The following is a 25,341-nucleotide window of genomic DNA, read 5'->3' as shown; positions in this document are numbered from 1 at the left end:
TACAGCCTGACACCAACGGCCGCGCCGGAGAAGGGCGCCTCGCCCGGCGCACGGGGCGCTCACCCGGGCGGCGGCGGGCCACCCGGGGCACGACGGGGCGGGGCGGGGCGCACGAACGACGGCGGGGCCGGTCCCGGATCTCCTCCGGGACCGGCCCCTCCGCGGGGTCCTGCGCGGTCCGGTCCGCCGTCAGGGACGCTCGCCGCGCTCGTAGCGGCGGACGACCTCCTCGGTCGGCCCGTCCATGACGAGCTCGCCGGCCTCGATCCAGATGGTCCGCTCGCAGGTCTCGCGGATCGACGCGTTGTCGTGGCTGACCAGGAAGACCGTACCGGCCTGCTCGCGCAGCTCCTCGATCCGCTTCTTGCTGCGGGCCTGGAAGGCCTGGTCACCGGTGGCCAGCGCCTCGTCGATGAGCAGCACGTCGTGGGTCTTCGCGGCGGCGATGGCGAAGCGCAGGCGGGCGCCCATGCCGGAGGAGTAGGTGCGCATCGGCAGCGAGATGAAGTCGCCCTTCTCGTTGATGCCCGAGAAGTCGACGATCTCCTGGTAGCGGCGCTTCACGTCGGCCGGCGACATGCCCATGGCGAGACAGCCGAGGACGACGTTGCGCTCACCGGTCAGCTCGTTCATCAGCGCGGCGTTGACGCCGAGCAGCGAGGGCTGGCCGTTGGTGTAGATGCCGCCCTTCTCGGTCGGCAGCAGGCCGGCGATGGCCGCCAGCATGGTGGACTTGCCGGAGCCGTTGGAGCCGATCAGGCCGATCGCCTCGCCCTTGTACGCGGTGAAGCTGACGCCCTTGACCGCGTGCACCTCGCGCACGCCGGAGCCGCGCTTGCGGCTGATGATCCGGCTCATTGCCGAGGTGGCGCTGCCCTTCCCGGAGCCGGCGCCGTGCACCCGGTAGACGATGTGCACGTCGTCGACGACGACGGTGGGGTCGCGGGCCACGTCGGCGTCGAACACCTTGCGGCGCGGACGGGCGTCCTTGAGGTCCTTGCGCAGGTCGTCGGTCCCGCGCACGTCGGTGTCAGCCACGGCCGTACTCCTCCTCAGCCTTCCAGAAGAAGACGTATCCGATGACCAGCATGCCCACACCCCAGGCGATCCCGTACTTCCACTGGTGCGCCGGGAACTCCAGGAAGACCTTCTCGTGCTTGTTGTAGATGATCGGCGCGAGCGCGTGGCGGACCAGGTCGATGTAGACCGAGGCCGGGTTGAGCTCCATCACCTTCTGCCAGAACGGCGGCCACTCCTTGATCTTGTCCGAGATGCTGTACATGACGCCGGACAGGAACAGCCAGGCGCGCATCGCGAACGGGATCAGCTGGGAGATGTCGCTGGTCTTGGCGCCTATCCGGGCGAAGATCAGGGCGACGCCGGTGTTGAACATCGACTGCAGCACCAGCGCGGGCACGACCAGGATCCAGGTGCGGCCGGGTTCGATGCCGTTCATCAGGACCACGGCGAACAGCACGACCATCGAGATCAGCAGCTGCTGGAGCTGGATCACGGTGAACGCGACCGGCAGCGAGGCGCGCGGGAAGTGCAGCGCCCGGATCAGCCCGAGGTTGTCCGAGATCGCCCGGGTGCCGGACTGCACGGCGTTCTGGGTGAACTGGAAGATGAAGACGCCGATGCAGAGCCAGGCGACGTAGTACGGGTTGTCGTCCTTGTTCTTCAGGATCTCGCCGAAGACCAGGTAGAACACCGCGCAGTTCAGCAGCGGCGTCACGACCTGCCAGACCTGGCCGAGCTTGGCGTCGGTGTACTGGGCCACCAGGCGCGCGGTGGCGAAGGCCCAGATGAAGTGACGGCGGGCCCAGAGCTGCTTGCTGTAGGCGAACAGGCCGGGCCGTCTGCCGCTCACCGTCAGACCGTACTTGTCCGCAAGCTGCTTGGGGGTCAGGCCCGCGTCCGCCCCCCTCGGGGCGGAGAGGCTGACGGGTTCACTCACTGTCGACACATTCGTCCTTCGCGCGGGATCGTCGGGGCGAACCGGTCGGCGGGGGTCCGCCGGCCTGCCCCGAGGGGGATCCACTCGGATATCGGGGGGAGTGCGGCCGGTACGTGGGCACCGGCCATGACGACCGTCCTACCGTACGGTCGTCGGACGGATCAGATGACCGGCGGCCGGCCCAGCCGGGTCAGGCGCCACACGGTACGCCATCGCATGGGCCGCCGCGCACCGCAGGGTTCGCGCCAGCCCGCCTTGAACCCGCCCAGCCAGGCCTTGAGGGCCTCCGGGGAGGGCCGACGGGCCAGCGTGAGCAGGAACCAGGTTCCCAGGTATAGAGGCACCAACAGGGCCGGAAGGTTCCGCCTCGCGAGCCAGACCCTGTTCCGGGCCACGTTGTGGAAGTACGTGGCGTGCCGGGCGGGCGAGGTGGTGGGGTGGTGCAGCACCACGTCGGCGCGATAGTCGATGGCCCAGCCGGCGTCCAGCGCGCGCCAGGCGAGGTCGGTCTCCTCGTGCGCGTAGAAGAACTCGCCGGGCAGCTGGCCGGCGTTCTCGAACACGGCGCACCGCACCGCGCTCGCGCCGCCCAGGAAGGTGGTCACCCGGGAGGAGCGCAGCGGGTCGCTGGCGCGCAGCCGGGGCACGTGCCGGCGCTGGGTGACACCGGTGTCCGGGTCGGCGATCCGGAAGCTCACGATGCCGAGCTCCGGGTCGGCGGTGAAGGCCTCGCGCAGCAGGCGGGCCGCGTCGGTGCCGGGCAGCCGGCCGTCGTCGTCCAGGAACAGCACCGCGTCGACCTCCCGGCCGTTGCGGCCGAACAGCTCGATGCCGACGTTGCGCCCGCCCGGGATGCCGAGGTTCTCGGGCAGCTCGACGGCGCGCACGCCCTCCGGCAGCGGGGGCATCGGGGCGCCGTTGGCGACCACGGCCAGCTCGACGGCCGGCCCCTGCTGGGCGCGGACGGAGTCGATCAGGGCGATCAGCTCGTCCGGGCGGTTGCCCATGGTGATGATCACCGCGCCGAGCCGGAAGGCGTCGGCGCCGGCCGTGCCGCCCGCGGTGCCGCCCGGCGCGGTGCTCCCGGTCGTTCCGGTGGCCGTCACGTCGCTCCCCTTCACGTCACTCCCCGTCACGTCACTCCCCTTCACGTCGCTCCCCGTCGCATCGGTCACCGGAGCCTGCTCGACAGGACGATGCTCAGCAGGTGCAGCACGGTCTGCAGCATGGCGATCGCGGCCAGCACGACCACCGCGACCCGGGTGAAGAACAGGCCCCCGTGGAGGACGTCGGCGACGCCCGCGGCCAGGATGAACAGCGAGGCCTCGACCGCGCCGACCAGCCGGTGGAACTTGAGGAGCGAGGCGGCCCGGCGGGCCCTGGCGACGCCGGCCGAGCGCGGCACCGAGGCGCTGTCCTCGACCGCCGTCAGGCCGCTGCGGGCACGGGCGACGTCGACCAGGTCGGTCTCCGACTTGATCAGGATCGCGCCGAGCGCGGCCAGCGTGCCGAGGAAGGCCCACTCCCAGTGCGCGGCGGCGCCCTCGCGGTGGAGCAGGTCGGTGCCGCGCAGGCCGAGGCCGGTCAGCAGCGCCGCCTCGGACATGTAGTGGCCGACCCGGTCCAGGTAGACGCCGGTGAGCGAGGTCTGCCGGCGCCAGCGGGCCACCTCGCCGTCCACGCAGTCCAGCAGCAGGTACACCTGGATCAGCAGCGCCGCCAGCACCGCGCCGGCGATGCCCGGGACGACCAGCGCGGCGCCCGCCAGGATGCCGGTGACCATCATCAGGTACGTCAGGCCGTTGGGCGTGATCGCCGTCACGGTGGACAGCACCCGGGTGATCCGCAGCGAGATCCTCCGCATGTAGAGCCGTCCGGCCCAGTGCTCGGCGCTCCGGCGCTGGAGCATGCCCTCCGGGTGGATCACCGCGCGCAGTTCCTCGATCGAGGGCCGGCGGGTCAGGTCCACCGGCGGTGGCACGGCCCCCGCGGCGGAGCGGTCAGCTGTTGACGGCTTGGACATAGTCGGCGTACGCGTCCCTGATTGCGGAGGGGGAGAGGTCGAGGTGCTCGAGGATGGTGAAGCGGCCCGGCCGGGTGTTCGGAGCGTAGTGCACAGCCTCGGTGAACTCCGCCTCGGTGAAGCCGATCTGAGCGGCGGTCACCGGCAGTCCGTGGTGCGCCAGGCGCTCCACGATCAGGCCGGCCAGCTCGCGCTCGCCCCGCAGGAAGCTGGCGAAGGCGGCACCGAGGCCGACCTGCTCGCCGTGCTGGGCGGACCGCTTGGGGTACAGCACGTCCAGGGCATGCGAGATCTCGTGGCAGGCGCCGGACGAGGGCCGGGTGCTGCCGGCGATGTTCATCGCGATGCCGGAGAGTACCAGTGCCTCCGCGAGGGCCGTCAGGAAGCCCCGGTCCTGGAGGTTGCCCGGGTGCCGCAGCAGGTTCTCGCCCGCCGAGCGGGCCATCGCGACGGCCAGTCCGTCCACCGGTTCGCCGGTCTCGGCGTGCGACAGCTCCCAGTCGGCGCAGGCCGAGATGTTGGAGACGATGTCGCCGATGCCGGCCGCGACGAAGCGCGGCGGGGCGCCCAGGATCACGTCCAGGTCGATCACGATGCCGATCGGGCTGGGCACCCCGTAGGAGCCGCGCCCGCCGACGTTGTCCAGGGTGGAGACCGGCGAACAGATGCCGTCGTGGGCCAGGTTGGTCGGGACGGAGACCAGCGGCAGGCCGATCCGCGCGGCGGCGTACTTGGCGACGTCGATGATCTTGCCGCCGCCCAGGGCGACGACGGTGTCGTAGTGGCCGCCGTGCACGCCGCCGCGGATCTCGTCCGCCAGCCGGACCGCGCTGTCGAGGCTGCCGTCCTCGACGCTGTACCAGTCGGCGCCGGGCAGCGCCGGCTCCAGCCGGGCGCGCAGCACCGAGCCCGAGCCGTTGCTGATCGCCACCGCGATCCGGCCCGAGGCGGACAGCCGCTGGTCGGCGAGGATGCCGCCGAGCGCGTCCAGGGCGCCCGGGCGGATCTCCACGAAGACCGGCGACGGCACCAGCCGGGTCAGTACTGGCACGCGATCTCCCGCGCCTTCGCCAGGTCGTCGTGGTTGTCGACCTCGACCCAGGAGACCTCGCCGATCGGCTGGACGTCGATCCGCAGGCCGCGGTCGACCATCTCCTGGTAGCCGTCCTCGTAGTACAGCTGCGGGTCGCGCTCGTAGGTGGCGCGCAGCGCGTCGGCGAGGTCGGCGGCGGCGGACGGGTTGATCACGGTGACGCCGATGTACTCGCCGGTGGCCTCGGCCGGGTCCATCAGCTTGGTGATGCGGCGCATGCCGGCGGTCGGGTGCACGACCACCTTCATCTCCTCGTCGGCGAGCCGCTTCACCGTGTCGAGGGCGAGCAGGATGCCGGGCTCGCGCCCCTCGGCGGCCAGCCGGGCGCTGCCCTCCAGCATGGTGCGCTGGACGGAGACCGGGTGGACGGTGTCGCCGTTGGCGAGCAGCAGGCCCTCGGTGAAGAGGTCGCGGGCGCACCAGAGCGAGTACGCGTTGTTCCACTCCTCGGCCTTGTCGTTCTCGACCAGGGTGAGCTTGACGCCGTACTTCCGCTCCAGAGCGTCCTTGCGCTCCTCCACCGCCTCCTTGCGGTAGCCGACGACGATCGCCGCCTCGCGCAGGCCGACCTCGGCGAAGTTGCCGAGGGTGAGGTCCAGAACGGTCCGCTCCCCGTCGACCGGCACCAGCGCCTTGGGCAGCGTGTCGGTGTACGGGCGCAGTCGGCGGCCGGCGCCGGCTGCCAGAACGAGGCCGATCATGCGAGGTCTCCTGATCCGTCGTGCGGTGCGCGGCCGCGCGCGGCTACCGGGAGTCTCCGGGTGACCGGCGATGGCGCGCCGGGGCCGCCGAGATGCGGCCGCGGTGTCCTATGTGATGGTAGGCGACCACGGCGACCAGCCCGAACGCGGCCGGAGCGTCGAACACAGATCGAACACATTCCGAACAACTCTGCTAATGCGGCGCCGCTCCCCGGCCACCGGGCGTCCCCTTCCCGCCCGGTTGTGCGTCGGACCTCGGCGTGGTGCCACCCGTACGGCAGACTGGGGCGCGACGCCACCGGTGCGAGCCGTGGTTGCTCCCCGTGCTCCCGAAGTGCTCCCGAAGCTGCCGAAAGAGGCCTCATGCCCCAGAGCCTGCCGACCGACCGCCCGACCCACCTCGACCCGCGGACCGGCCCCGGTGCCGACGCCGACGGGCCGCTCGACTCCGGCGTGGACACCGGAATCGACACCGGCCTCGACACCGGCCTCGACGTCGAGACGGACGTGGACAGCGGCGCGCGGCCCTCCGGCGCCCAGCAGGAGATCCTGCTGGAGCTGGTCGACGACGAGGGCGTGACGATCGGCACCGCCGAGAAGCTCTGGGCCCACCAGCAGCCCGGCCGGCTGCACCGGGCCTTCTCGGTGTTCCTCTTCGACCGGCAGGGCCGGATGCTGCTCCAGCGCCGGGCGCTCGGCAAGTACCACTCCCCCGGCGTCTGGTCGAACACCTGCTGCGGCCACCCCTACCCCGACGAGCTGCCCTTCGTGGCCGCCGCCCGGCGGACCGCGGAGGAGCTGGGCGTCGCCCCGGCGCTGCTGTGCGAGGCGGGCACGGTCCGCTACGACCTGCCGGACGAGGCGTCCGGGCTGATCGAGCGGGAGTGGAACCACCTGTTCGTGGGCCTGGTCACCGGGCCGGTGCGGCCGGCGCCCGAGGAGGTGGACGACTACGCCTTCGTGACCGCCGAGGAGCTGCGCGCGCTGGAGGCGGAGCGACCGTTCTCGGTGTGGTTCCGGACCGTGTTCGAGGCCGCCCTGCCGGGGATCCGCGAGATCGCCGGGAACGCCTGGTAGACCGCCCGGGAGACCGTCCGGCGCCGCCCGCTCCGACAGCGGCTCCGGCCGTCAGCTCCGGGGGAGCGGCAGCGAGGCCCAGATGACCTTGCCGCCCTCCCCCGACTTCTCGACGTCGCAGACCCCGCCGGCCTGCAGCGTCACGCTCTTCACCAGCAGCAGCCCCCGCCCGCCGGTGCGCCCGGTGTCGGCCGCCAGGGCCTTCGGCCGGTACGGGTCGCCGTCCTCGACGGAGACCCGTACCCAGCCGTCCCGCACCGCCACCTCGGTGGTCACCTCCGGCGACAGCTCGGCGGCGTGGGTCACCGCGTTGCCGACCAGCTCCGAGACGATCAGCAGCAGGTCGTCCACCAGCTCCTGGTAGCGGACCTCCGCCAGGCCCTGGGCCAGCAGCCGGTCGCGCACCGCGTGCCGGGTGCGCGGCACCGAGGCCTGCTCGGCGGGCACGGTGAACCGCCACACCCCCTCGGCGGGCCCGCCCCGCGCCGCCGCCTCTTCCTCGCTGATCCGCTCCACGTCCAGCCGCCCTTCGTCCGCGACCCGGGAATCAGGCGTTCCGCTCATGGCGCCCTCGGTCCACAGAGGCTAGGAGAGCCGCCCCGGCGGCCGGGGCACCGTCGACAAGTTGCCCGTGTCGGACCACCCCTGCCCGTTCCCGACCGTTCACCATCCGCAACTCGACCGTTTACCACCGACGAACCACCGCTTCGCGCACACCTGCGATCCATCCCACGGCCCCCCACCATCCCCACCGGGGAAACGCAGGTGAGAAGCACTCCGAAACCCTGGTAATGTTCTCTCTGTCGCCGAGGGGGCGAGCAGAAATCCCCCGAAGCACACACCCCGTCCGGGTGGCGGAATGGCAGACGCGCTAGCTTGAGGTGCTAGTGCCCTTTATCGGGCGTGGGGGTTCAAGTCCCCCCTCGGACACCATGGATTCCCCGTGGGAACTCGAAAGAGATCCCACGGGGAATTTCTTTTTTCACCCTTTCGCACCGCCTGTCGCCAACCCTTCCGCGACCCGCCCCCACGGCACGATGGTTCGGACACGAGATGACAACGATCGGGTGTTTTGTGCCGCATTTGAGGGTCATCTGAGGTTTCGCCCGATTTGGCCGCCTAGGCTGTCTCCGTTTGTCCGGAAGACCAAATGGCACGATGAGACAGAGGACCGATACGGTGAGTGACCCCGAGTCGACGACGGCATCCCATCAGCACTACCGCCGTTCGCTCGGCACCATCAGCCTCACCGCCGTGGGCCTGGGGTCGATCATCGGATCCGGCTGGCTCTTCGGGGCCGAGCGGGCGGCGCGGCTGGCCGGGCCGGCGTCGATCGTCGCCTGGGTGATCGGGGCGGCCGTCGCCCTGACCATCGCGCTCACCTACAGCGAGCTGGGGTCGATGTTCCCCAAGGCCGGCGGCATGGTCCGGTACGGGCAGTACTCGCACGGCTCGCTGGCCGGGTACCTGGCCGCCTGGGCCAACTGGATCGCCATCGTCTCGGTCATCCCCGGTGAGGCGACCGCCTCGGTGCAGTACATGAGCTCCTGGGACTTCGACTGGGCCAAGGGCCTGTACGACGGGCGGGAGCTGTCGGTCAGCGGTGTGGCGCTGGCGAGCGTGCTGCTGCTGGTGTACTTCGCGCTGAACTGGTTCGCGATCACGCTGTTCGCCAAGACCAACACCGCGATCACGGTGTTCAAGATCGTCGTCCCGACGGTCACCGCCGGCGCGCTGCTGCTCGCGCACTTCGACACCAAGCACTTCACCGACCACGGCGGCTTCGCCCCGAACGGCTGGAGCGCGGTGTTCACCGCGGTGGCCGTCTCCGGCATCGTCTGGGCGTTCAACGGCTTCCAGTCCCCGCTCAACCTGGCCGGCGAGGCCCGCGACCCCGGCAAGTCGCTGCCCAAGGCGGTGATCGGCTCGATCCTGATCGCCCTGGTGATCTACGTCGCACTGCAGATCGCCTTCCTCGGCGCCGTGCCGACCGCGGACCTGGCCAACGGCTGGAGCGGCCTCGGCTACACCTCGCCGCTCGCCGACCTGGCCGTCGCCTGGGGCCTGAACTGGCTCGCACTGCTGCTCTACGCGGACGCCTTCGTCTCCCCCAGTGGCACCGGCATGATCTACGCCGCCACCACCTCCCGGATGATCCACGGCGTCCAGGAGAACGGCCACCTGCCGTCCGTCTTCGGCAGGGTCGACCCCCGGACCGGCATCCCGCGCCCGGCGCTGGTGCTCAACCTGGTCGTCGCCTTCGGCTTCCTCGCGGTCTTCCGCGGCTGGGGCTCGCTCGCCGAGATCGTCTCGGTGGCCACCGTGATCTCGTACATCACCGGCCCGGTCGCCGTGATGGCGCTGCGCCGCCTGGCGCCCGAGCTGCCGCGCCCGGTCCGGCTGCGCGCGATGCCGGTGATCGCCCCGGTCGCCATGATCTTCGGCTCGCTGGTGCTCTACTGGGCCCGCTGGCCGCTGACCGGCAAGGTCATCCTGCTGATGGCCGCCGGCCTGCCGATCTGGGCCTGGTACGAGCTGCGCAAGCCGTTCGCCGAGCTCAAGCCGCACCTCAAGGCGGGCGCCTGGATGATCGCCTACCTGTTCGTGATGGCCGGCGTCTCCTGGGCCGGCTCCGCCGACTTCGGCGGCCACGGCTACCTGCCGGAGGGCTGGGACCTCCTGTTCGTCGCCGCGATCGCCCTGGTCTTCTACGCCTGGGGCGTGCGCAGCGCCTGGGCCAACCCCTCGCTGGCCGCCGTCAAGCGCGAGCTGACGGAAACCGACGGCGCCGCCGACCAGGCGCCCCGCGCGCCGGAAACCGGCACGGCCTCCCGGGTCTGAGACCCCTCCCACCTGCGAAAGCGCCGACCGGGCGATGTCCGGTCGGCGCTTTCGCAGGTTCGGGGCAGGGGGGGCAGGCGTACGTATTTCGTTGGTCAGGGGGCAATAGTTTCATCATCTTCCATTCAGTTGGGGGCGGCTGCCAGCATCGGCGGACCGTCACCGCCTGAGGGAGATGCCGATGAACCGCCCCCGTCCCCTGCGTTGTCTGGCCGCGCTGGCACTGGTGGCCCTCGCCGCCACCGCCTGCGGGCGTTCCGATCAGGGTTCCGCCGCCGCACCCGGTGCGGCCGGCGGGGCCGCCGACACCGCCGGGAAGAGCTCCGCCGAGCTGCTGCCCGGCACGTTCAAGCAGGCCGGCGTGCTCAGAGTGGCGACCGCCGTGGGCTACCCGCCGATGGAGATGTACAAGCCGGGCACCACCGAGCTGACCGGGGTCGACCCGGACCTCGCCGCGGCGCTCGCGGCGAAGCTCGGGCTGAAGCTGGAGATGACCAACGCCTCGTTCGACGGGCTGATCCCGGGCCTCCAGGCCGGCCGCTTCGACCTGGTGATGTCCTCGATGACCGACAGCGAGCAGCGCCGCCAGGCCGTCGACTTCGTCGACTACTTCCGCACCGGCGGGGTGGTCATGACCGCCAAGGACAACCCCCAGGGCATCAAGTCGCTGGAGGACCTCTGCGGCAAGCAGGTGGTGCTCGCCAAGGGCAGCTCCAACCTGGAGATCGGCGAGCAGCAGAACGCCAAGTGCGCGCAGAAGATGACCATCTCGCAGAGCGAGGACGCGCCCACCGGACTGCTGCAGCTGGACAGCGGGCGGGCCGTCGCCACCATCGTGGACTACCCGGTCGCGCAGATGTTCGCGCAGAAGAACACCGCGTACCAGGTGCTGCCCGAGCAGTACGGGACCGCGCCCTGGGGCATCGCGGTGGCGAAGAAGGAGAGCGGGCTGCGCGACGCGGTGCAGCGGGCGCTCCAGGAGCTGATCGACTCCGGTGAGTACCGCACGGTGCTCGACAAGTACGAGGTCGGCGGCAGCGCCGTCACCAAGGCCACCCTCAACACGGTCGGGCAGTGAGCACGGTGACGGGCGAGGGCACGAGAGGCGCCACCGCGACCGCCCCGGCGGCGAAGGCGATCGAGGACGACGACCTGGAGCTGCGGGTCACCGGGCGGCCCCGGCCCGGGCGGTGGGTGGCCGTGCTGGCGGCGGCGTTCGCCGCGGTCTGGCTGGCGTACACGATCATCGTGAACCCCAACCTGCACTGGGACGTCATCGCGAAGTACCAGTTCGACGGGGTGATCCTGGACGGCCTGTGGGTCACCGTCCAGCTGACCCTCATCTCGCAGGTGGCCGGCATCGTGATCGGTGTGGCGGCGGCGGTGATGCAGCTCTCGGACAGCCCGGTGCTGCGGACCACGGCCGGCGCGTACACCTGGTTCTTCCGCGGGACGCCGCTGCTGGTGCAGCTGATCTTCTGGTTCAACCTCGCGCTGCTGTTCCCGGAGATCAGCATCGGGATCCCGTTCGACGGGCCGAAGCTGATCAGCTGGCAGACGAACGCGCTGATCACCGGGTTCGTCGCGGCGCTGCTGGGCCTGTCGATCAACGAGGGCGCCTACATGTCGGAGATCGTCCGGGCCGGCATCCAGAGCGTCGACCCCGGGCAGCGGGAGGCCGCGGCGGCCCTGGGCATGTCCAACCGGCAGATCCTGGTCCGGGTGGTGCTGCCGCAGGCCATGCGGGTGATCATCCCGCCGTTCGGGAACCAGTTCATCTCGATGCTGAAGACCACCTCGCTGGTCTCGGTCATCGCGGGAGCCGACCTGATGACGGTCTCCCAGCACCTGTACCTGGCGAACTTCGAGGTCATCGCGCTGCTGGTGGTGGCGTCGATCTGGTACCTGGTGCTGACCACCATCGCGAGCGTCGCGCAGCACGCCGTGGAGCGGAAGTTCAGTCCCGGCGCGCAGACGGCGCGCCCGGGGCTGGGGCAGCGGGTGCTGCGCAATCTGCGGCCCGGTGCGAGGAAGACCGACGTCAAGAAGAAGGGGGCGGCGAAGTGACGGTGGCCACGGACGAGGTGATCCTCTCGGCGCGCGGGGTGCGGAAGCACTTCGGCGAGCTGGAGGTGCTGCGCGGGATCGACCTGGAAGTGCGGTCCGGGGAGGTGCTCTGCGTGATCGGGCCCTCCGGCTCCGGCAAGTCCACCCTGCTGCGCTGCTTCAACCACCTGGAGAAGATCGACGCCGGGCGGATCGCCGTCAACGGCGAGCTGATCGGCTACGAGCCGGCCGGCTCCGGCGGCGTCCTGCGCGAGCGGCGGCCCAAGGACATCCAGCGCCAGCGCGAGCGGATCGGCATGGTGTTCCAGCGCTTCCACCTCTTCCCGCACCGCACGGCGGTGCAGAACGTGATGGAGGGACCGGTCGCCGTCCAGGGACGCGGCCGGGCCGAGGCCGAGCGGCAGGCCCGTGAGCTGCTGCGCCGGGTCGGCCTCGACGACCGCGCCGACCACTATCCCGGCCAGCTCTCCGGCGGCCAGCAGCAGCGGGTCGCCATCGCCCGGGCGCTGGCCATGGAGCCCACCCTGATGCTCTTCGACGAGCCGACCTCCGCACTCGACCCCGAACTCGTCGGGGAGGTGCTGGGCGTGATGCGCGATCTGGCCCGCAGCGGCATGACGATGATCGTCGTCACCCACGAGATGGGGTTCGCCCGCGAGGTCGCCGACCGGGTCGTCTTCATGGACCAGGGCGCGGTCGTCGAGGCCGGGCACCCCGCCGAGGTGTTCACCGCCCCGCGCCACGAGCGCACCCGGGCCTTCCTGGCGACGGTGCTGTGATGGCGGCCGTGGAACTGCTGGTGCGCGGCGGACTGCTGGTGGACGGCACCGGGGCACCCGCGCGGCCGGCCGACCTCGCGGTGGCGGGCGGGCGGGTCACCGTGCTGGCGCCCGGGGCGGACGCGGGCGCGGCGGGTGACACCGGCGGCCGTCCGGTGCCGGTCGTCGACGCCACCGGGCGGGTCGTCACCCCCGGGTTCATCGACGTGCACACCCACTCCGACGCGCTGGCCGCCGTCGGCGGGCCGGGCGTGGACGCGGAATCGGGGACGGGGACGCAGGGCGCGCGGGCGGACGGCGCGGACACCGCGTGGGACGCGCTGGAGGAGCTGCGGCTCGCCCCGCTGCTCCAGGGCGTGACCACCGAGATCAGCGGCAACTGCGGCAGCAGCCTGTTCCCCTGCCTGCCCGAGCGGCTGCCGGAGCTGGCCGAGCACCTGCGGGTCACCTTCGGCCTCGGCCCGGTCCGCCCCGCCGAGGACTTCGCCGCCTTCGCCGCCGCCCAGCGGCCCGAACTGCGCCGCAACCACCTCGCCTCGCTGGTCGGCCACGGCACCCTGCGCGCCGGGGTGATGGGCTTCACCGACCGGCCGCCCCGGCCGGAGGAGCTGGCCGCGATGTGCGAACTGCTCGACCGCGCCCTCACCCAGGGCGCGGCCGGGCTCTCCACCGGCCTGATCTACCCGCCCGGCACCTACGCCGACACGGCGGAGATCGTCGCGCTCGCCCGCGTCGCGGCCCGCCACGGCAAGCCGTACGTCACCCATCTGCGGGACGAGATGTCCCAGGTGGAGAAGGCCCTGGAGGAGGCGCTGGAGATCGCCGAGCGCTCCGGCGCGCCGCTCCAGGTCTCCCACCACAAGACCGCCGGCCGGCACGCCTGGGGCGCCACCCTGCGCACCCTCCCCCGGCTCGAACAGGCCCGCGCCGACGGCCTCGACGTCCTGCTCGACGTGTACCCCTACACCGCCGGCAGTACGGTGCTGCACGCGATGCTGCCGCCGTGGGCCAGCGAGGGCGGGATCGGCGCGCTGCTGGAGCGGCTGGGCCGTCCCGAGGTGCGCGAGCGGATCCGGGCGGACATCGCGGGCGGCGTGGACGGCTGGGAGAACACCGTCGGCAACGGCGGCTGGGACCTCATCGCGGTCGCCGCCGCCCCGGCCCGCCGCGCGGCGGAGGGCCACCGGATCGCCGACCTGGCGGCCGCGGGCGGCGTCGACCCGGTCGACTACGTCTGCGACCTGCTGCTCGACTCACGGGGAGAGGTGACCATCATCAGCCACTCGATGCGCGAGGACGACGTCCGCCGGGTGCTGGCCAGCCCGCTGTCGATGATCGGCTCGGACGGGGTGCCCAAGCCCGGGCGCCCGCACCCGCGCTGGGCGGGCAGCTTCGCCCGGGTCCTCGGCCACTACGGCCGGGAGGAGGGGCTGCTGTCGCTGGAGAACGCGGTGCACAAGATGACCGGGCTGCCGGCGGCGCGGTTCCGGCTCGCCGGGCGCGGCGTGGTCCGCGACGGCGCGGTGGCCGACCTGGTGGTGCTCGACCCGGACGCCGTCCGGGACGCGGCCACCTTCGAGCGGCCGCTGCTGGCGCCGGAGGGCGTGGCGGCCGTGGTGGTCGCCGGGCAGGTCGCGGTGTGCGACGGGCGGGCGACGGACGCCCGGGCCGGAGAGGTGGTACGGGTCCGATGATCCTGGCGCAGGTGGCGGCCGCCGCACGGTCGGCGGCCGCGCTGCCGTTGACCCTGGCGGTCGCGGCGGTGGACGTGGATGCGGACGCGGAGCTGACCGCCGGGACCGGCGACAGCGCGGTCGGGGTGGACGACACGGTGGTGCTGCCGGTCGCCAGCGCGTCCAAGCTGCTGCTGCTCGCGGAGGTCGCGCGCCGGCTGGACACCGGGGAGCTGCGGGCGGACGCGGTGGTGCCGATCGAGGCCGAGGACGTGGCCGGGGGCACCGGACTGCTCCGGCGGCTCGCGCGCGGGCGTGCGAGCGGGCGTGCGGCCGACGGCGGAGGCGCGGGCAGTGCCGACGGCGCGGGCGCGTGCGGCTGGACGGTCGAGGACCTGGCCTGGCTGACCGCCTCGGTCAGCGACAACACGGCCACCAACGCGCTGCTGCGCACGGTCGGCCTGCCCGCCACCGAGCGGCTGGCCCGGGAGCTCGGGCTGGAGCGGCTCACCCTGCACGACCGGGTCCGGGACGTCCGCGGGCCCGGTGTGCCGCCGGTGTTCGCCACCGGGACCGCCCGGGACCTCGCCCGGCTGGTCGCGCTGGCCGTCCGGGGCGAGCTGGTCACGCCCGGCGCGTCGGCGCGGCTGCTGGAGTGGATGCGCTCCAACACCGACCACGGGCTGGTGCCGGCGCTCGTCCAGCACGACCCCTACGCGGAGTGCTTCCCCGACTCGCTGCCCGGCGGGCTGCTGGTGGCCAACAAGACCGGGACCGACACCGGGGTGCGGGCCGACGCCGGGGTGCTGATCGGCACCCGGCGGGTCGCCTACGCGGTCATCGCGCACTGGGACGTGGCGCTCGGGCCGAGCACGGAGCGGGCGGCGGTGCACGCCATCCGCGAGGTCGGGCGGGCGCTCGCGGCGGGCGCCCAGCGCGGCGAGCCGGCGAACTGCGCGCTGCTGCGGCAGCCGGGCGGCTGAGCCCCCGGGGTCTCCGGCGGTGAGCGGCCGCCGGGGTGGTCAGGACCACTGCAGTTCGAGCAGTGACCGGACCTCCCCGGCGGCCGCGCGCAGTTCGCCGAGGAAGGCGCGGACCGCGGGGTTGCGGTTGGTGGCCCGGGTGGCCACGCCGATCCGGCGGTGCAGCTGCGGGTGGTCCAGGCGGCAGACGTGCACACCGGCGCTGTCGGCCAGGCCGAGCGCCGGGATCAGCGCGACGCCCATACCGGCCCGGGCCAGGCTGATCGTCACCTGGTAGTGGTCGCTGCGGCAGCGCACCCGGGGGCGGAACCCCTCGGCGGCGCAGGCGCGCTCCAGCACCGGCTCGCCGGTCGAGCCGCCGTGGGTGCCGATCCAGCTCTCGCCGTCGAGCTCGGCGAGCCGGACCAGGGTCCGCCGGCCGAGCCGGTGGCGCAGCGGCACGATCACCAACTGCGGCTCGTCGAAGTAGAGTTCGACCTCGGCGACGCCCTGGCGGCCGGCCTGCCGGATCCACGGGTCGAGCGGGTGCTCGAAGACCACGGCGGCGTCCAGCCGGCCGGCCTCCAGATCGGGGAGCAGCTCGTGCGGCTGGCCCATGATGAGTTCGAGTTCGACCTGCGGGTGGCGGGCCGAGAACGCGGTGAGCGCGCGGGGCAGCAGGTCCAGGCCGGCGGAGGCGAAGAAGCCGAGGCGCAGCACGCCCGCGGTGCCCCCGGAGTGGGCGCGCAGGTCGTCCTGGGCGACGGCCATGAGGTCGGCGATCGCCTGGGCGTGCTCGGCCAGCCGGACGCCCGCCGGTGTCAGCCGCAGGGACTGCGGCTGACGCTCGACCAGGGCGACGCCCAGCTCCTGTTCGAGCCGGGCGAGCTGGTGGGAGACGGCGGACGGGCTCAGGTGGAGCGCCTGCGCCGCGGCCACGATGGTGCCCCGGCGGGCGATCTCCAGCAGGACGAGCAGGCGGGCGCTGTTCAGCATCGGGCCAGGGTAGGTCATCGTGGCTGGTCAGGGGCGGAGGGCGGGGCGGCGGGCGGGGCGGGGCGGGGGCGAGGCGGCGGGCCGGGCGGTGCGCCCGGCACCGGGGAAGGAGCGGACCGGTCCCCCCGTTCCGGGGGACCGGTCCACGTGTTCGGCCGGGTCCGCGCTCAGGCGCCGGCGGTCCGGGCCGAAGCGGCGGGGAGCGTGGCGAGGCCGTCGGCCGGGCCGTCGGCGTCGAGGCGGAGCAGGTCCTCCTCGGTCTCCCGGCGCACCACCACCCGGGCCTCGCCGTCCCGGACGAAGACCACCGCCGGGCGCGGCAGCTTGTTGTAGTTCGACGCCATCGCGTACCCGTACGCGCCGGTGACCGGGGTGGCGAGCACGTCGCCGATCCGCAGCCCGGCCGGGAGGGCGGCGTCGTCGATGATGACGTCCCCGCTCTCGCAGTGCTTGCCGACCAGGCGGGCGCGCAGCGGCCGGGGCTCCTGCGGGCAGCGCGGCAGGAACGCCTCGTAGCGCGCGCCGTAGAGCGCCGGGCGCAGGTTGTCGCTCATCCCGCCGTCGACGCTCACATACGTCCGGACGCCGGCGATCCGCTTGACCGTGCCCACCCGGTAGAGGGTGAGCCCGGCCCGGGCGGTGATCGAGCGCCCCGGCTCGACCCCGAACTCCCCGGTCCAGCCCGCCCCGCGGACGGCCGCCCGGACCCGGTCCGCCCACACCGCGAAGGACGGCGCGCTCTGGCCCGCCAGGTAGGCCACGCCGAGTCCGCCGCCCACCGTCAGCCGGGCCACCCCGGAATCCACCGCGAACCTGGCCACGGCGGCGGCGCCGTCGGCGAGTTCGGCCGGGTCCAGGACCTGCGAGCCGACGTGCGCGTGGACGCCCTCCAGATGGACGGCCGACGAGGCGGCGGCCCGGCGGACGGCGGCCTCGGCGGCCCCGTCGGCCAGGCCGAAGCCGAACTTGGAGTCGTGCCCGCCGGTGCGGATCGCCTCGTGGGCGCCCGCCGCGACGCCGGGCGCCACCCGCAGCTGGACCCGGGCCGGCGGCAGGCCCTCCTCGGCGACCAGGCGCTCGATCCGGTCCAGTTCGTCGAAGCTGTCGACGACGACGTGCCGCAGGCCGACGGTGAGCGCGGTGCGCAGTTCGGCCTCGCTCTTGTTGTTGCCGTGCAGCACGATCCGCTCCGGGGAGACCCCGGCGTGCAGGGCGGTGCGCAGTTCGCCGCCCGAGGCGACGTCGAGCAGCAGGCCCTCCTCGGCGGCGAGCCGGGCCATCGCGGTGCAGAGGAAGGCCTTCGAGGCGTAGGCGACGTTGCCCGGGCCGAAGGCGGCGACGGCCTCCCGGCAGCGGCGGCGCAGGTGCTCCTCGTCGTAGACGAAGAGCGGGGTGCCGAACCGGCGGGCGAGCTCCGTCAGCGCCACCCCGCCGACGGCGAGCCCGGCGGGGCCCGTCCCGGCGGTGAGCGGCAGCAGTCCGGCGTCGACCGGCGGCTCGGCGGTGGGGCGGCCGTCGTCGGCGGGCGACGGGACGGCGGAGGGCGGGGCGGCGGGCGAGATGGACGACACGGATTCCTCCCGGCGGGCTGGTTCGCCTGCCATCCTCGGCCGGGTGGGAGGAGTCGGAAAAGCGCTTTCTTCCGACCCTGAGCAGTACCGTCTTCGATGCTCCTGCCCGGTGGCACGGCGTCGGCGGAACGCGCGTCGGCCGCGCTCCCCCGCAACGGGGGTGCGCGGCCGACGGACGGCAGGCGGCAGGCGGCAGGCGGCAGGCGGCAGGCGGCAGCCGACGGGGCGCGGTCAGCCGCGCCGGGCCCGGCGGATCGCGGAGGCGACCACCGGCGGGAGGAGGTCGCCCACCGCCCGCTTGGCGACATTGGCCGGACGGCGGCGCTCGGCGGCGCGGGCCCGGCGCTCGGCGAGGTCGCGCACGGCCTCGTCGCGCTCGCGCTCGGCGGCGCGCAGGGCGTCCTCGGTGGCCCGGGCGATCTCCCGGCGCGCGGCCTCGGAGGCCAGCCGGGTGTGGTGGCGGGAGACCCGGAACGGCGCGGCCCCGGCGTCGCTGCCGCCGATCCGGACCACCCGCTGCCCGGCGAGCGTCTCGTTGGTGACGTCGGACTGCGGCAGGGTGCCGCGGCGGGCCAGCAGGTCGAGCTGGGCGGGCTCCGGGTCGCCCCAGGTGCCGTAGAACTTGGAGTCGGTCAGCACGATCGGCCGCAGGCCGTTGTTGAACACCGCCTCCCAGGTGGCGGCGGCGACGCCCGGGGTGTGCGCGGAGCGGTAGTCGTCCAGCACCACGACGCCCTCCGGGGCGAGCGCGTTCCTGGCCACCTGGAGGTCGCCGGCCACGTGCTCGTAGAGGTGCGAGGCGTCGACGTGGATGAACCGGAAGGCGCCGGGCGGGATGCGGCCGCCGGCCAGCGTCGCGGTGGTGGCCTGGATGATCTCCGGCAGCCGGTCGTGGAAGGAGAGGTAGTTGGCCTCGAAGGCGGTGCGGGTCAGCGTCCTGCGGTAGGACATGTCCATCTCGGCGGCGTTCTCATCGTCCGGCGCGTCCGAGTCGAAGAGGTCGCAGACCGTGAAGGTCTCGCCCGCCTGGAGGTGCGCCCCGATGACGATCGCACTGCGGCCGAGGTAGGCGCCCATCTCCAGGAGGTCCCCGGAGACGCCCGCCTTCTCCTGCCGTCCGAGGAACCAGTCGAAGAGGTGGCGGTCGTGGTCCCAGAACCACCCGGGGACGTCGTCGAGCACCGCCGGCTCCACCGGCTGCTGATCGGCACTGCGTGCGGCGTCGTTCATGAGGCGGCTCCTAAGACGGTACGAACGACCACGGGCTGGATCTCCGGGCACATGGACAGGACCCGGCCTGCCGGCCGGCCCTGGTCCGGCGCGCCCGAGTGGGCTGCAATCTACTCGCCACCGGGCCGGCTCGGGAGAACTCGCGGGAAAGAGCTCCGGTCACCCGGCCATGTGCGGGCGTACTTGACCATCTGGCACAAAACACCGGCCCGGTTCGTCCATACTCCGCCGGGTCACCCGGTTTGTCACCAGCACCGGAAACGATCTTCACCGCACCGGAGTAGGCGCGGGAGGGCCGGTCCTTGCGCCTGCCGGGGGCGCACCGTTGACTGGTCCGGGACCCGGTCGGCCGTCCGGCGGACCGGCGGGGCCCGGGAACGATCTGAACCGGTACGAAGGGGCAGCACATGGCGGACGAGACGCAGCGGGCCGCAGGGTACGCCGAGTACACCGATCAGTACGTCGACGGCGCCTGGCGGCCCGCCCTGGACCAGGGGTCGATCCCGGTGCTCGACCCGGCGACCGAACGCCTGCTCGCCACCGTCCCGGCCGGCGGGGCGGCGGACGTGGACGCGGCCGTCGCGGCGGCCCGCCGGGCGGCCCGCGCCTGGGGCGCGACCGGCGCCGCCGAGCGGCTGGTGCCGCTGACCCGGCTGCGGGACGGCCTGGCCGCGCACCAGGAGGAGATCGCCGCCACCCTGACGGCCGAGCTGGGCGTGCCGATCGGCTTCGCCACCACCGTGCAGGCCACGCTGCCGCTGACGGTCACCGAGACCTACCTGGAGCTGTTGGCCGGGTACCCGTTCGAGGAGCGGATCGGCAACTCGGTGGTGCACGCCGAGCCCGCCGGGGTGGTCGCGGCGATCACGCCGTGGAACTACCCGCTGCACCAGATCGCCGCCAAGGTGGTGCCCGCGCTGGCGGCCGGCTGCCCGGTGGTCCTCAAGCCGGCCGAGGACACCCCGCTGGTGGCCCGGCTGTTCGCCCGACTGGTCGACGCGGCGGGCTTCCCCGCCGGGGTGTTCAACCTGGTGACCGGCACCGGCGCGGTGGCCGGCGCGGCGCTGGCCGCCCACCCGGACGTGGACGTGGTGTCCTTCACCGGCTCGACGGCGGTCGGCCGCACGGTCGCCGAGACGGCCGGGCGCGGCATCAAGCGGGTGTCCCTGGAACTGGGCGGCAAGTCCGCCAACGTGGTGCTGCCCGGCGCCGACCTGGCCCGCGCGGTGAACGTCAACATCGCCAACGTCTTCGCCAACTCCGGCCAGACCTGCAGCGCGTGGACCAGGCTGCTGGTCCACCGCGACCAGTACGACGAGGCGGTGGCGCTCGCCGCGAAGGCCGCCGCCAAGTACGCCCCGGGCGACCCGACGGACCCGCTGACCCGGGTCGGGCCGGTGGTCAACGCCCGCCAGCGCGAGCGGGTGCGCGGCTACATCACCGGCGCCCTCGCCGAGGGCGCGCGCCTGGTCTCCGGCGGCGCCGAGGCCCCGGACGGCCTCGCGACCGGCTACTACGTCCGCCCGACCGTGCTCGCCGACGTCACCGCCGACATGACGGTGGCCCGGGAGGAGGTGTTCGGACCGGTGCTGGCGGTCCTCGCCTTCGACGACGAGGACCACGCCGCCGAACTGGCCAACGCCACCGAGTACGGCCTGGCCGGCGGGGTCTGGGCGGCCGACACCGACACCGCCGCCCGCTTCGCCCGCCGTCTGGACGCCGGTCAGCTCCACCTCAACGGCGGTCCCTTCAACCCCCGTGCCCCGTTCGGCGGTTACAAGAACTCCGGCCTCGGCCGCGAACTGGGCCGGCACGGCCTGGAGGAGTTCCTGCAGTACAAGTCGCTGCAGTACTGACGCCGCAGCAGCAGTGACCCACGTCTCCCCCGGCCGGCACCGCGCTGGGCAGCCTCCGCGGTCGCGCGCCCACAGAATTGGGGCTCCCACCGCGCCCGCGGAGGACTCAGCAGAAGGGGATGAACGTGCAGACGGGCACACCCGCCGAACCGGGCCACCGACCGGTGGCCCGGCTCACCGCCCCATTGACCTCGTCCACCACCGAAGTCATCGGCGAGCTGCAGCGCACCGATGCCAAGGCCGCCGGAATCGGAGCGACCTCGGCGGCCGGTCTCACCACCGCCGCCGCCCTCTGCGGAACGCCGCCGCCACTGACCTGGACCACGACCGCGGTCATCGCCGTCGCGGTCACCGCCCTGGCCGGCGCACTCGGCCTGGCCCTGGTCGCCGTCCGGCCGCACCTCAAGCACGGGCAGCACCTCGCCGTCTCCTACCTCGACTTCGCCCGCCTCACGCCCGACCAGCTGCTCGAAGCGGTCGCCACGCACCACGACGCCGACGCCCTGGCCGCTTCGCACGCGCAGAGGCTGGTGGCACTGTCCCGCCTCGCCCGCCGCAAGTACCGGCTCCTTCGTGTCTCGGTGGACCTCCTGTGCGGCGGGCTGGCCCTCGGCGCGACGGCCATCGCCCTCTCCTGGCTCGGTCACTGACGGCCGGTCAACCGCGTACCATCGTTCCGCGCCCCCTCGGCTGTCCGTGGACAGCAGAACCGGCCCGGCCTTGGCGCGGGCCCGGCCCGCATCCACGGGAGGCCACGATGCCGACGTCCCATCGAGAGGCCACGATGCCGACGTCCCATCGGGAGGCCCTCGGCGAGAACCGCTGGGAGGCGCTCCGGGAGCTCGCACCGGTCCGTTTCCGCGCCGCGCAGAGCGAGCTCCTGCGGCAGGACCGGGCCGGCACCTGCGTGATGCTCCTGGAGGCCGGGAGAGTGATGGTGACCGCGACCGGGCCGCTCGGCCGGGAGCAGCTGATCGCCGTCCGGGGGAGCGGCGAAATCCTGGGCGAGATGGCCGTGTTGACGGGCATCAAGCGCAGCGCGACCGTACGGACCCTCACCTCCTGCCAGGTCCACGTCATCCCCGCCGACGAGTTTCGCACCTTCGTGGACGAGCACGGGCTCCTCCAGCCGCTGCTCCAGCACTCCTACGGCCGGATCCGCGAGTCCGAGCAGAGCAGGCTGGAGCTGGCCACCGGTTCCGTCGCGGTCCGGCTCGCCTGCCTCCTGACGAGGCTGGCGGGGACGGCCTCCGCCGAGACCCCGGCCCGGATCGGCCTGCGCCAGGAGGCCCTCGCCCAGTTGATCGGCGCCTCGCGCAACGCGGTCGGGAACGCGTTGAAGGAATGGCGTGACCGCGGCTGGCTCACCACGACGCCCAGTGGCGGCATCACCGTCACCGACATCACCGCGCTGTACGACCACGCGACCGCTCCGTAGCGCCGGAGCGCCGCCGGTCCCGACCGCGTGGCACAGCTCACCCGCCACCTGCCCAGCAATGGGCAGCGCGGTCGCCCGGTCAGCGGTGATGATCGGGTCATGGTCACCGAGTGACCCGGACCTCCGACCCAAACGGAACACCGCCATGTCCCAGCAGAGCGCCGCGAACCCTCGCGATCTTCCACCCGACGTCGCGCTCTTCGTGGTCGACATCGTCGGCTACAGCAAGATCCACGAGACCGAGATGCCGAAGCTGCGGTCCGCGCTCGACGACGCGCTCGCGGAGTCGTTCGACCGGAGCGGCCTGTCCGACGAGTGGGCGGACCGGACCACCGCCCGCGACACGGGCGACGGGTGGATCAAGATCGTGCCGGCCGCCCGAGTGGCACAGCTCGTGGATCCGGGCATCGCGCTGCTGGAGGAGGCGCTGCACCGGCACCACTGGCAGCGTCGTGCCTCGGTTCCCGCGCTCCGCACCAGGGTGAGCGTCCACCTGGGGCCGCTGTCCGCCGACTACCGGGGCGACGCGATCAACGACGCCTGTCGGCTGGTCGACAGCGACGCGGTCCGGGCAGCCGCCGAAGTCGCGGCCGTGCACGAGTCGTTCACGGCGGCGATCCTCTCGGACGAGGTGTACCGCCGGGTCGTCGCGGCCCGCCGTACCGTCCACCTGTCCGAGCGGGACTTCCTCGAAGTGTCCGCCACGGTGCGGCAGAAGCAGTTCAGCCGCACGGCGTGGGTGCACGTCCCCCGGCTCTCCCCCGCCCTCCTCACGGCCGGCGAGCCGGAGCCGGATCCCGCGCCCGTGACTCCCGCTCCGCCCTCCGCGGGAGGCACGTTCCACATCGCCGGGAACGTCGGCACGGCCGTGAACTCGATCGGAACCATGACCGTCGGAGACATCAACTTCGCATGACAGAGGACGACCTGGAAGACCTGCTGGCCTTCCTGCCCGCACCGAAGCGGACGGAACAGCGCGGCCCCGCGCCGGGCCCCGGTCAGGCGGACGCCCCGGCCGCCGCCACGGCGAGCGCGCCCGGTGGCGGCCGGACGTTCAACGTCGGCAACGCCGGTGTCGCCGCCTGGCACATCGGCACCGTGGTCCAGGAAGTCCGGCGGGACCTGCTGTGGGCCAGGCAGCTCGACCGGGGGGAGATCCTCGGCTCCCGCACCTTCGCGCGCCCGGCCGGCTGGAACGGCGCATGGGATCAGGGATGGGCCGCCCTCGCCGACCCCGACGTCCGGGTGATCATCGTCGTGTCGCCGCGGGGTTTCGGTTCGACCACCTTCGCCCACCAGTTGCTGGCCGCCCGGACGCCGGGGCGGATGACGCTCGTCCAGCTCGAACCGGACTGGCCTCGTCCCCAGGTCGAGAAGCTCCACCTCGAACCCTTCCACGCCTATCAACTCAATCTCAAGAACCCGGAGAAGGACCGGCCCTCCCAGGCGTTTCTGACGGATCTGGCGAAGAAGGTCGAGAAGCTGAGGTCCGACAGGTCGATCTGGGTCCTCACCGTGGCCGCCGACCTGTGGGCGAGCCATTGGGCCTGGTCGGCGCCGGGTGTCCAGGTCATCGAACTCCGGTCGCCACCGGACTCCCAGGTCGTGGTGGAGAAGGCGCTCGCCGCATCCGGGCATCCCTGGCTCACCGAGTACGTCCGGACGCCGACCGCCCGAAGGCAGGTGTCGGCGGTCCGGGACGCCGTCCAGGCCGTCCAGGCCGCTTCCTCGGTCATCGGCCAGTGGCGGGAGTACCGACATGACCGGCCGCTGGAGGCCCGTGCCGTCGTGACGAGCCGCCCGGTCGACACCGGACGGCCACCGGGCAGCGCTCTCGACGCCGACCTTCGGCAGCGGATCGAGAACGCTCTCGGGGACTGGCGCGCCGAGTTGGACGAGACCTTCGCCGGGGGCGGCGCCGGACGGACGCTCTCGCTGGAGGACCGCTGCCTCCTGCTCTCGCTCGCGGTGCACCGCCGCGCGCCCGCGGCGGTGATCTACAAGGACGCGCGGCTGCTGGAGAAGCTGATCGCCGAGTCCGACCGCACCACGCCGCCGACCAACCTCGGACAGGTCTTCGCGGGCCGGGGGCTGCGCCAGCGGCTCACCGACCTTCGGGCCGAGGTGAACTCCCAGGATGTCGTCGAGTTCCACCGCCCCGGATTCGACGGCGCCGTCCTCGGCTACGTCTGGGACAACTACGAGGACATGCGTCCGGTGCTGCTGCGCTGGCTCGTGGAGATCGCTCCACCGGGCAGTCGTCGTTCCGACCTGGGCATCGCCTCGCTCACCACCCTGGCCGTCCGGCACCAGGATCCAGCGGTGCTGACGGACATCCGCGATGCCGCTTCGGGCCTCGGCCGGCCGGATGTGTGCGCGGAGGTCATGTCCCACGCCCTGCGGACCGAGCGCATGGAGTGGGCCGTCTGGGCCAGGCTCTACGACTGGGCGGACCACCGGGCGGAGACGCAGCTCCTCGTCGTGGCCGTGGCCGACCGCGTTCTGGCCGACCCGGAAGGCACGCCGACCGCCCGACGCAAGGCCGTCACCCGGCTTCGCCGGGTCGCATCGACCTCGAAGGACGTCTCGGTGCTCCGCGCGGTCCACGACACCTATCGACAGCTGGGCTCCGAAGAATCCGGACGGGATCTGCTGCTGTCCGAGGTGGTGCTGTGGAAGCTCGAACGCAAGGCTCCGCTGCCCGGAAAGATCGCGCTGTTGGCCCTGGCCACGGATCAGCACACGGCGGACCACCCGCTGCCCTGGCTGCTCCGCATCGACAACCAGGAGGTGCGCACCGCCGTGGACGACGGACTGCGTGAGCTGCTGTCGGACCCGGCCTTCGAGGCCGAGGCGGTGGAGGCGATCGCCAGGTGGCTGCAGGCCGCCGCCGGCGACATTCCGGCCTACCGAGTGGTCCTCGACCGCGCGGTGCCCCTGTTGCGGGGCCGTCCGTCGCGGACCGCGGGTGTCCATCTGATGCGCAGTATCGAGGGACTGGTCCTGCCCGACGGCAGCAGCGTCGGGGACGACGTGTGGGACGCGCTCTCGGCCATGCCCTAGCGGCGTGACGGCTC

The 25,341-nt window shown here is 73.0% G+C and carries 22 protein-coding genes and 1 tRNA gene; 13 read left to right on the top strand and 10 right to left on the bottom strand.

The genetic code is table 11. The annotated features are described in order from the left end of the window. Nucleotides 1-189 precede the first annotated feature (189 nt). The 6 genes from ABZW10_RS33660 to ABZW10_RS33635 form a co-directional block, all read right to left on the bottom strand. Entirely contained in the window at nucleotides 190-966 is a 777-nt protein-coding gene (locus ABZW10_RS33660; RefSeq protein ID WP_355373804.1) for an ABC transporter ATP-binding protein, read from the bottom strand. A gap of 64 nt (nucleotides 967-1,030) precedes the next feature. Further along, a complete protein-coding gene (locus ABZW10_RS33655) occupies nucleotides 1,031-1,966 on the bottom strand; it encodes an ABC transporter permease (protein ID WP_355373782.1) in 936 nt (311 codons plus the stop codon). Between the two features lie 152 nt (nucleotides 1,967-2,118). Next, nucleotides 2,119-2,964 (bottom strand): glycosyltransferase, encoded by an 846-nt coding sequence (locus tag ABZW10_RS33650; RefSeq protein ID WP_355373802.1) that lies wholly within the window; start codon nucleotides 2,962-2,964, stop codon nucleotides 2,119-2,121. Nucleotides 2,965-3,128: 164 nt separating this feature from the next. After that, nucleotides 3,129-3,866 carry a CDP-alcohol phosphatidyltransferase family protein gene (locus ABZW10_RS33645; protein ID WP_355373800.1) on the bottom strand — a complete coding sequence of 246 codons (738 nt, stop codon included), beginning with the start codon at nucleotides 3,864-3,866 and terminating at the stop codon, nucleotides 3,129-3,131. A 91-nt stretch (nucleotides 3,867-3,957) separates the two neighbouring features. Then, nucleotides 3,958-5,031 carry an iron-containing alcohol dehydrogenase family protein gene (locus tag ABZW10_RS33640; RefSeq protein WP_355373779.1) on the bottom strand — a complete coding sequence of 358 codons (1,074 nt, stop codon included), beginning with the start codon at nucleotides 5,029-5,031 and terminating at the stop codon, nucleotides 3,958-3,960. Further along, the gene (locus ABZW10_RS33635; protein WP_355373776.1) at nucleotides 5,019-5,774 is read right to left on the bottom strand and encodes a phosphocholine cytidylyltransferase family protein; all 756 of its coding nucleotides are present in this window, start codon (nucleotides 5,772-5,774) and stop codon (nucleotides 5,019-5,021) included. Before ABZW10_RS33635 ends, ABZW10_RS33640 begins: the two co-directional genes overlap by 13 nt. A gap of 363 nt (nucleotides 5,775-6,137) precedes the next feature. Between ABZW10_RS33635 and idi the strand changes: the two genes are divergently transcribed. Continuing rightward, nucleotides 6,138-6,851 (top strand): isopentenyl-diphosphate Delta-isomerase, encoded by a 714-nt coding sequence (gene idi, locus ABZW10_RS33630; RefSeq protein ID WP_355373774.1) that lies wholly within the window; start codon nucleotides 6,138-6,140, stop codon nucleotides 6,849-6,851. 51 nt (nucleotides 6,852-6,902) lie between these two features. Here the strand turns inward: idi and ABZW10_RS33625 are convergent, their stop codons facing one another. Continuing rightward, nucleotides 6,903-7,415 (bottom strand): ATP-binding protein, encoded by a 513-nt coding sequence (locus ABZW10_RS33625; RefSeq protein WP_355373771.1) that lies wholly within the window; start codon nucleotides 7,413-7,415, stop codon nucleotides 6,903-6,905. A 281-nt stretch (nucleotides 7,416-7,696) separates the two neighbouring features. On the opposite strand from ABZW10_RS33625, the gene ABZW10_RS33620 reads away from it, so the two are divergent. The 7 genes from ABZW10_RS33620 (at nucleotide 7,697) to ABZW10_RS33590 (ending at nucleotide 15,194) form a co-directional block, all read left to right on the top strand. Next, a tRNA-Leu gene (locus ABZW10_RS33620) sits at nucleotides 7,697-7,784 on the top strand. A gap of 246 nt (nucleotides 7,785-8,030) precedes the next feature. After that, the gene (locus tag ABZW10_RS33615) at nucleotides 8,031-9,692 is read left to right on the top strand and encodes an APC family permease (protein WP_355373768.1); all 1,662 of its coding nucleotides are present in this window, start codon (nucleotides 8,031-8,033) and stop codon (nucleotides 9,690-9,692) included. A 181-nt stretch (nucleotides 9,693-9,873) separates the two neighbouring features. Further along, nucleotides 9,874-10,770, top strand: a complete 897-nt coding sequence (locus ABZW10_RS33610; protein ID WP_355373765.1) for an ABC transporter substrate-binding protein — start codon at nucleotides 9,874-9,876, stop codon at nucleotides 10,768-10,770. Beyond that, on the top strand, nucleotides 10,767-11,759 hold the full coding sequence (locus tag ABZW10_RS33605; protein WP_355373763.1) for an amino acid ABC transporter permease: 993 nt from the start codon (nucleotides 10,767-10,769) through the stop codon (nucleotides 11,757-11,759). The genes ABZW10_RS33610 and ABZW10_RS33605 overlap by 4 nt, the downstream gene beginning before the upstream one ends. A gap of 20 nt (nucleotides 11,760-11,779) precedes the next feature. Then, entirely contained in the window at nucleotides 11,780-12,538 is a 759-nt protein-coding gene (locus tag ABZW10_RS33600) for an amino acid ABC transporter ATP-binding protein (protein WP_355373797.1), read from the top strand. Next, entirely contained in the window at nucleotides 12,538-14,232 is a 1,695-nt protein-coding gene (locus ABZW10_RS33595) for an amidohydrolase family protein (protein WP_355373760.1), read from the top strand. Before ABZW10_RS33600 ends, ABZW10_RS33595 begins: the two co-directional genes overlap by 1 nt. Continuing rightward, entirely contained in the window at nucleotides 14,229-15,194 is a 966-nt protein-coding gene (locus ABZW10_RS33590) for a serine hydrolase (protein ID WP_355373758.1), read from the top strand. Before ABZW10_RS33595 ends, ABZW10_RS33590 begins: the two co-directional genes overlap by 4 nt. A 39-nt stretch (nucleotides 15,195-15,233) precedes the next feature. Here ABZW10_RS33590 and ABZW10_RS33585 read toward each other — a convergent pair whose 3' ends face one another. The 3 genes from ABZW10_RS33585 to ABZW10_RS33575 all read right to left on the bottom strand — a co-directional run bounded on the left by ABZW10_RS33585 (nucleotide 15,234) and on the right by ABZW10_RS33575 (nucleotide 18,970). Next, nucleotides 15,234-16,169, bottom strand: coding sequence for a LysR substrate-binding domain-containing protein (locus tag ABZW10_RS33585; protein ID WP_355373756.1), 936 nt, complete (start codon nucleotides 16,167-16,169; stop codon nucleotides 15,234-15,236). 167 nt (nucleotides 16,170-16,336) lie between these two features. After that, nucleotides 16,337-17,740: a diaminopimelate decarboxylase gene (gene lysA / locus ABZW10_RS33580; protein WP_355373754.1), complete on the bottom strand. Its 1,404-nt coding sequence runs from the start codon at nucleotides 17,738-17,740 to the stop codon at nucleotides 16,337-16,339. Nucleotides 17,741-17,971: 231 nt separating this feature from the next. Next, nucleotides 17,972-18,970, bottom strand: a complete 999-nt coding sequence (locus ABZW10_RS33575) for a class I SAM-dependent methyltransferase (RefSeq protein ID WP_355373752.1) — start codon at nucleotides 18,968-18,970, stop codon at nucleotides 17,972-17,974. A gap of 407 nt (nucleotides 18,971-19,377) precedes the next feature. Between ABZW10_RS33575 and ABZW10_RS33570 the strand changes: the two genes are divergently transcribed. The 5 genes from ABZW10_RS33570 (at nucleotide 19,378) to ABZW10_RS33550 (ending at nucleotide 25,327) form a co-directional block, all read left to right on the top strand. Beyond that, nucleotides 19,378-20,826 carry an aldehyde dehydrogenase family protein gene (locus ABZW10_RS33570; RefSeq protein ID WP_355373750.1) on the top strand — a complete coding sequence of 483 codons (1,449 nt, stop codon included), beginning with the start codon at nucleotides 19,378-19,380 and terminating at the stop codon, nucleotides 20,824-20,826. A gap of 119 nt (nucleotides 20,827-20,945) precedes the next feature. Beyond that, a complete protein-coding gene (locus ABZW10_RS33565) occupies nucleotides 20,946-21,476 on the top strand; it encodes a Pycsar system effector family protein (RefSeq protein WP_355373748.1) in 531 nt (176 codons plus the stop codon). 134 nt (nucleotides 21,477-21,610) lie between these two features. Beyond that, nucleotides 21,611-22,264 carry a Crp/Fnr family transcriptional regulator gene (locus ABZW10_RS33560; protein WP_355373745.1) on the top strand — a complete coding sequence of 218 codons (654 nt, stop codon included), beginning with the start codon at nucleotides 21,611-21,613 and terminating at the stop codon, nucleotides 22,262-22,264. 145 nt (nucleotides 22,265-22,409) lie between these two features. Then, nucleotides 22,410-23,180, top strand: a complete 771-nt coding sequence (locus ABZW10_RS33555) for a hypothetical protein (RefSeq protein ID WP_355373742.1) — start codon at nucleotides 22,410-22,412, stop codon at nucleotides 23,178-23,180. After that, nucleotides 23,177-25,327, top strand: a complete 2,151-nt coding sequence (locus ABZW10_RS33550) for a hypothetical protein (protein ID WP_355373739.1) — start codon at nucleotides 23,177-23,179, stop codon at nucleotides 25,325-25,327. Before ABZW10_RS33555 ends, ABZW10_RS33550 begins: the two co-directional genes overlap by 4 nt. Nucleotides 25,328-25,341: the final 14 nt, after the last annotated feature.

The sequence above is a fragment of the Kitasatospora sp. NPDC004723 genome, from assembly GCF_040609255.1.
Lineage (GTDB): Bacteria > Actinomycetota > Actinomycetes > Streptomycetales > Streptomycetaceae > Kitasatospora.
This window is presented reverse-complemented; position numbering and strand designations above follow the sequence as displayed.

Bases quoted from the DNA above. Each gene is read 5' to 3' on its own strand.
- ABZW10_RS33610 (WP_355373765.1), top strand. From the start codon at position 9,874: ATGAACCGCCCCCGTCCCCTGCGTTGTCTGGCCGCGCTGGCACTGGTG.
- ABZW10_RS33650 (WP_355373802.1), bottom strand. From the start codon at position 2,964: ATGGGCAACCGCCCGGACGAGCTGATCGCCCTGATCGACTCCGTCCGC.
- ABZW10_RS33575 (WP_355373752.1), bottom strand. From the start codon at position 18,970: ATGAACGACGCCGCACGCAGTGCCGATCAGCAGCCGGTGGAGCCGGCG.
- ABZW10_RS33560 (WP_355373745.1), top strand. From the start codon at position 21,611: ATGCCGACGTCCCATCGGGAGGCCCTCGGCGAGAACCGCTGGGAGGCG.
- ABZW10_RS33645 (WP_355373800.1), bottom strand. From the start codon at position 3,866: ATGCTCCAGCGCCGGAGCGCCGAGCACTGGGCCGGACGGCTCTACATG.
- ABZW10_RS33570 (WP_355373750.1), top strand. From the start codon at position 19,378: ATGGCGGACGAGACGCAGCGGGCCGCAGGGTACGCCGAGTACACCGAT.
- ABZW10_RS33585 (WP_355373756.1), bottom strand. From the start codon at position 16,169: ATGCTGAACAGCGCCCGCCTGCTCGTCCTGCTGGAGATCGCCCGCCGG.
- ABZW10_RS33635 (WP_355373776.1), bottom strand. From the start codon at position 5,774: ATGATCGGCCTCGTTCTGGCAGCCGGCGCCGGCCGCCGACTGCGCCCG.
- ABZW10_RS33550 (WP_355373739.1), top strand. From the start codon at position 23,177: ATGACAGAGGACGACCTGGAAGACCTGCTGGCCTTCCTGCCCGCACCG.
- ABZW10_RS33565 (WP_355373748.1), top strand. From the start codon at position 20,946: ATGAACGTGCAGACGGGCACACCCGCCGAACCGGGCCACCGACCGGTG.
- ABZW10_RS33595 (WP_355373760.1), top strand. From the start codon at position 12,538: ATGGCGGCCGTGGAACTGCTGGTGCGCGGCGGACTGCTGGTGGACGGC.
- ABZW10_RS33625 (WP_355373771.1), bottom strand. From the start codon at position 7,415: ATGAGCGGAACGCCTGATTCCCGGGTCGCGGACGAAGGGCGGCTGGAC.
- ABZW10_RS33590 (WP_355373758.1), top strand. From the start codon at position 14,229: ATGATCCTGGCGCAGGTGGCGGCCGCCGCACGGTCGGCGGCCGCGCTG.
- idi (WP_355373774.1), top strand. From the start codon at position 6,138: ATGCCCCAGAGCCTGCCGACCGACCGCCCGACCCACCTCGACCCGCGG.
- ABZW10_RS33555 (WP_355373742.1), top strand. From the start codon at position 22,410: ATGTCCCAGCAGAGCGCCGCGAACCCTCGCGATCTTCCACCCGACGTC.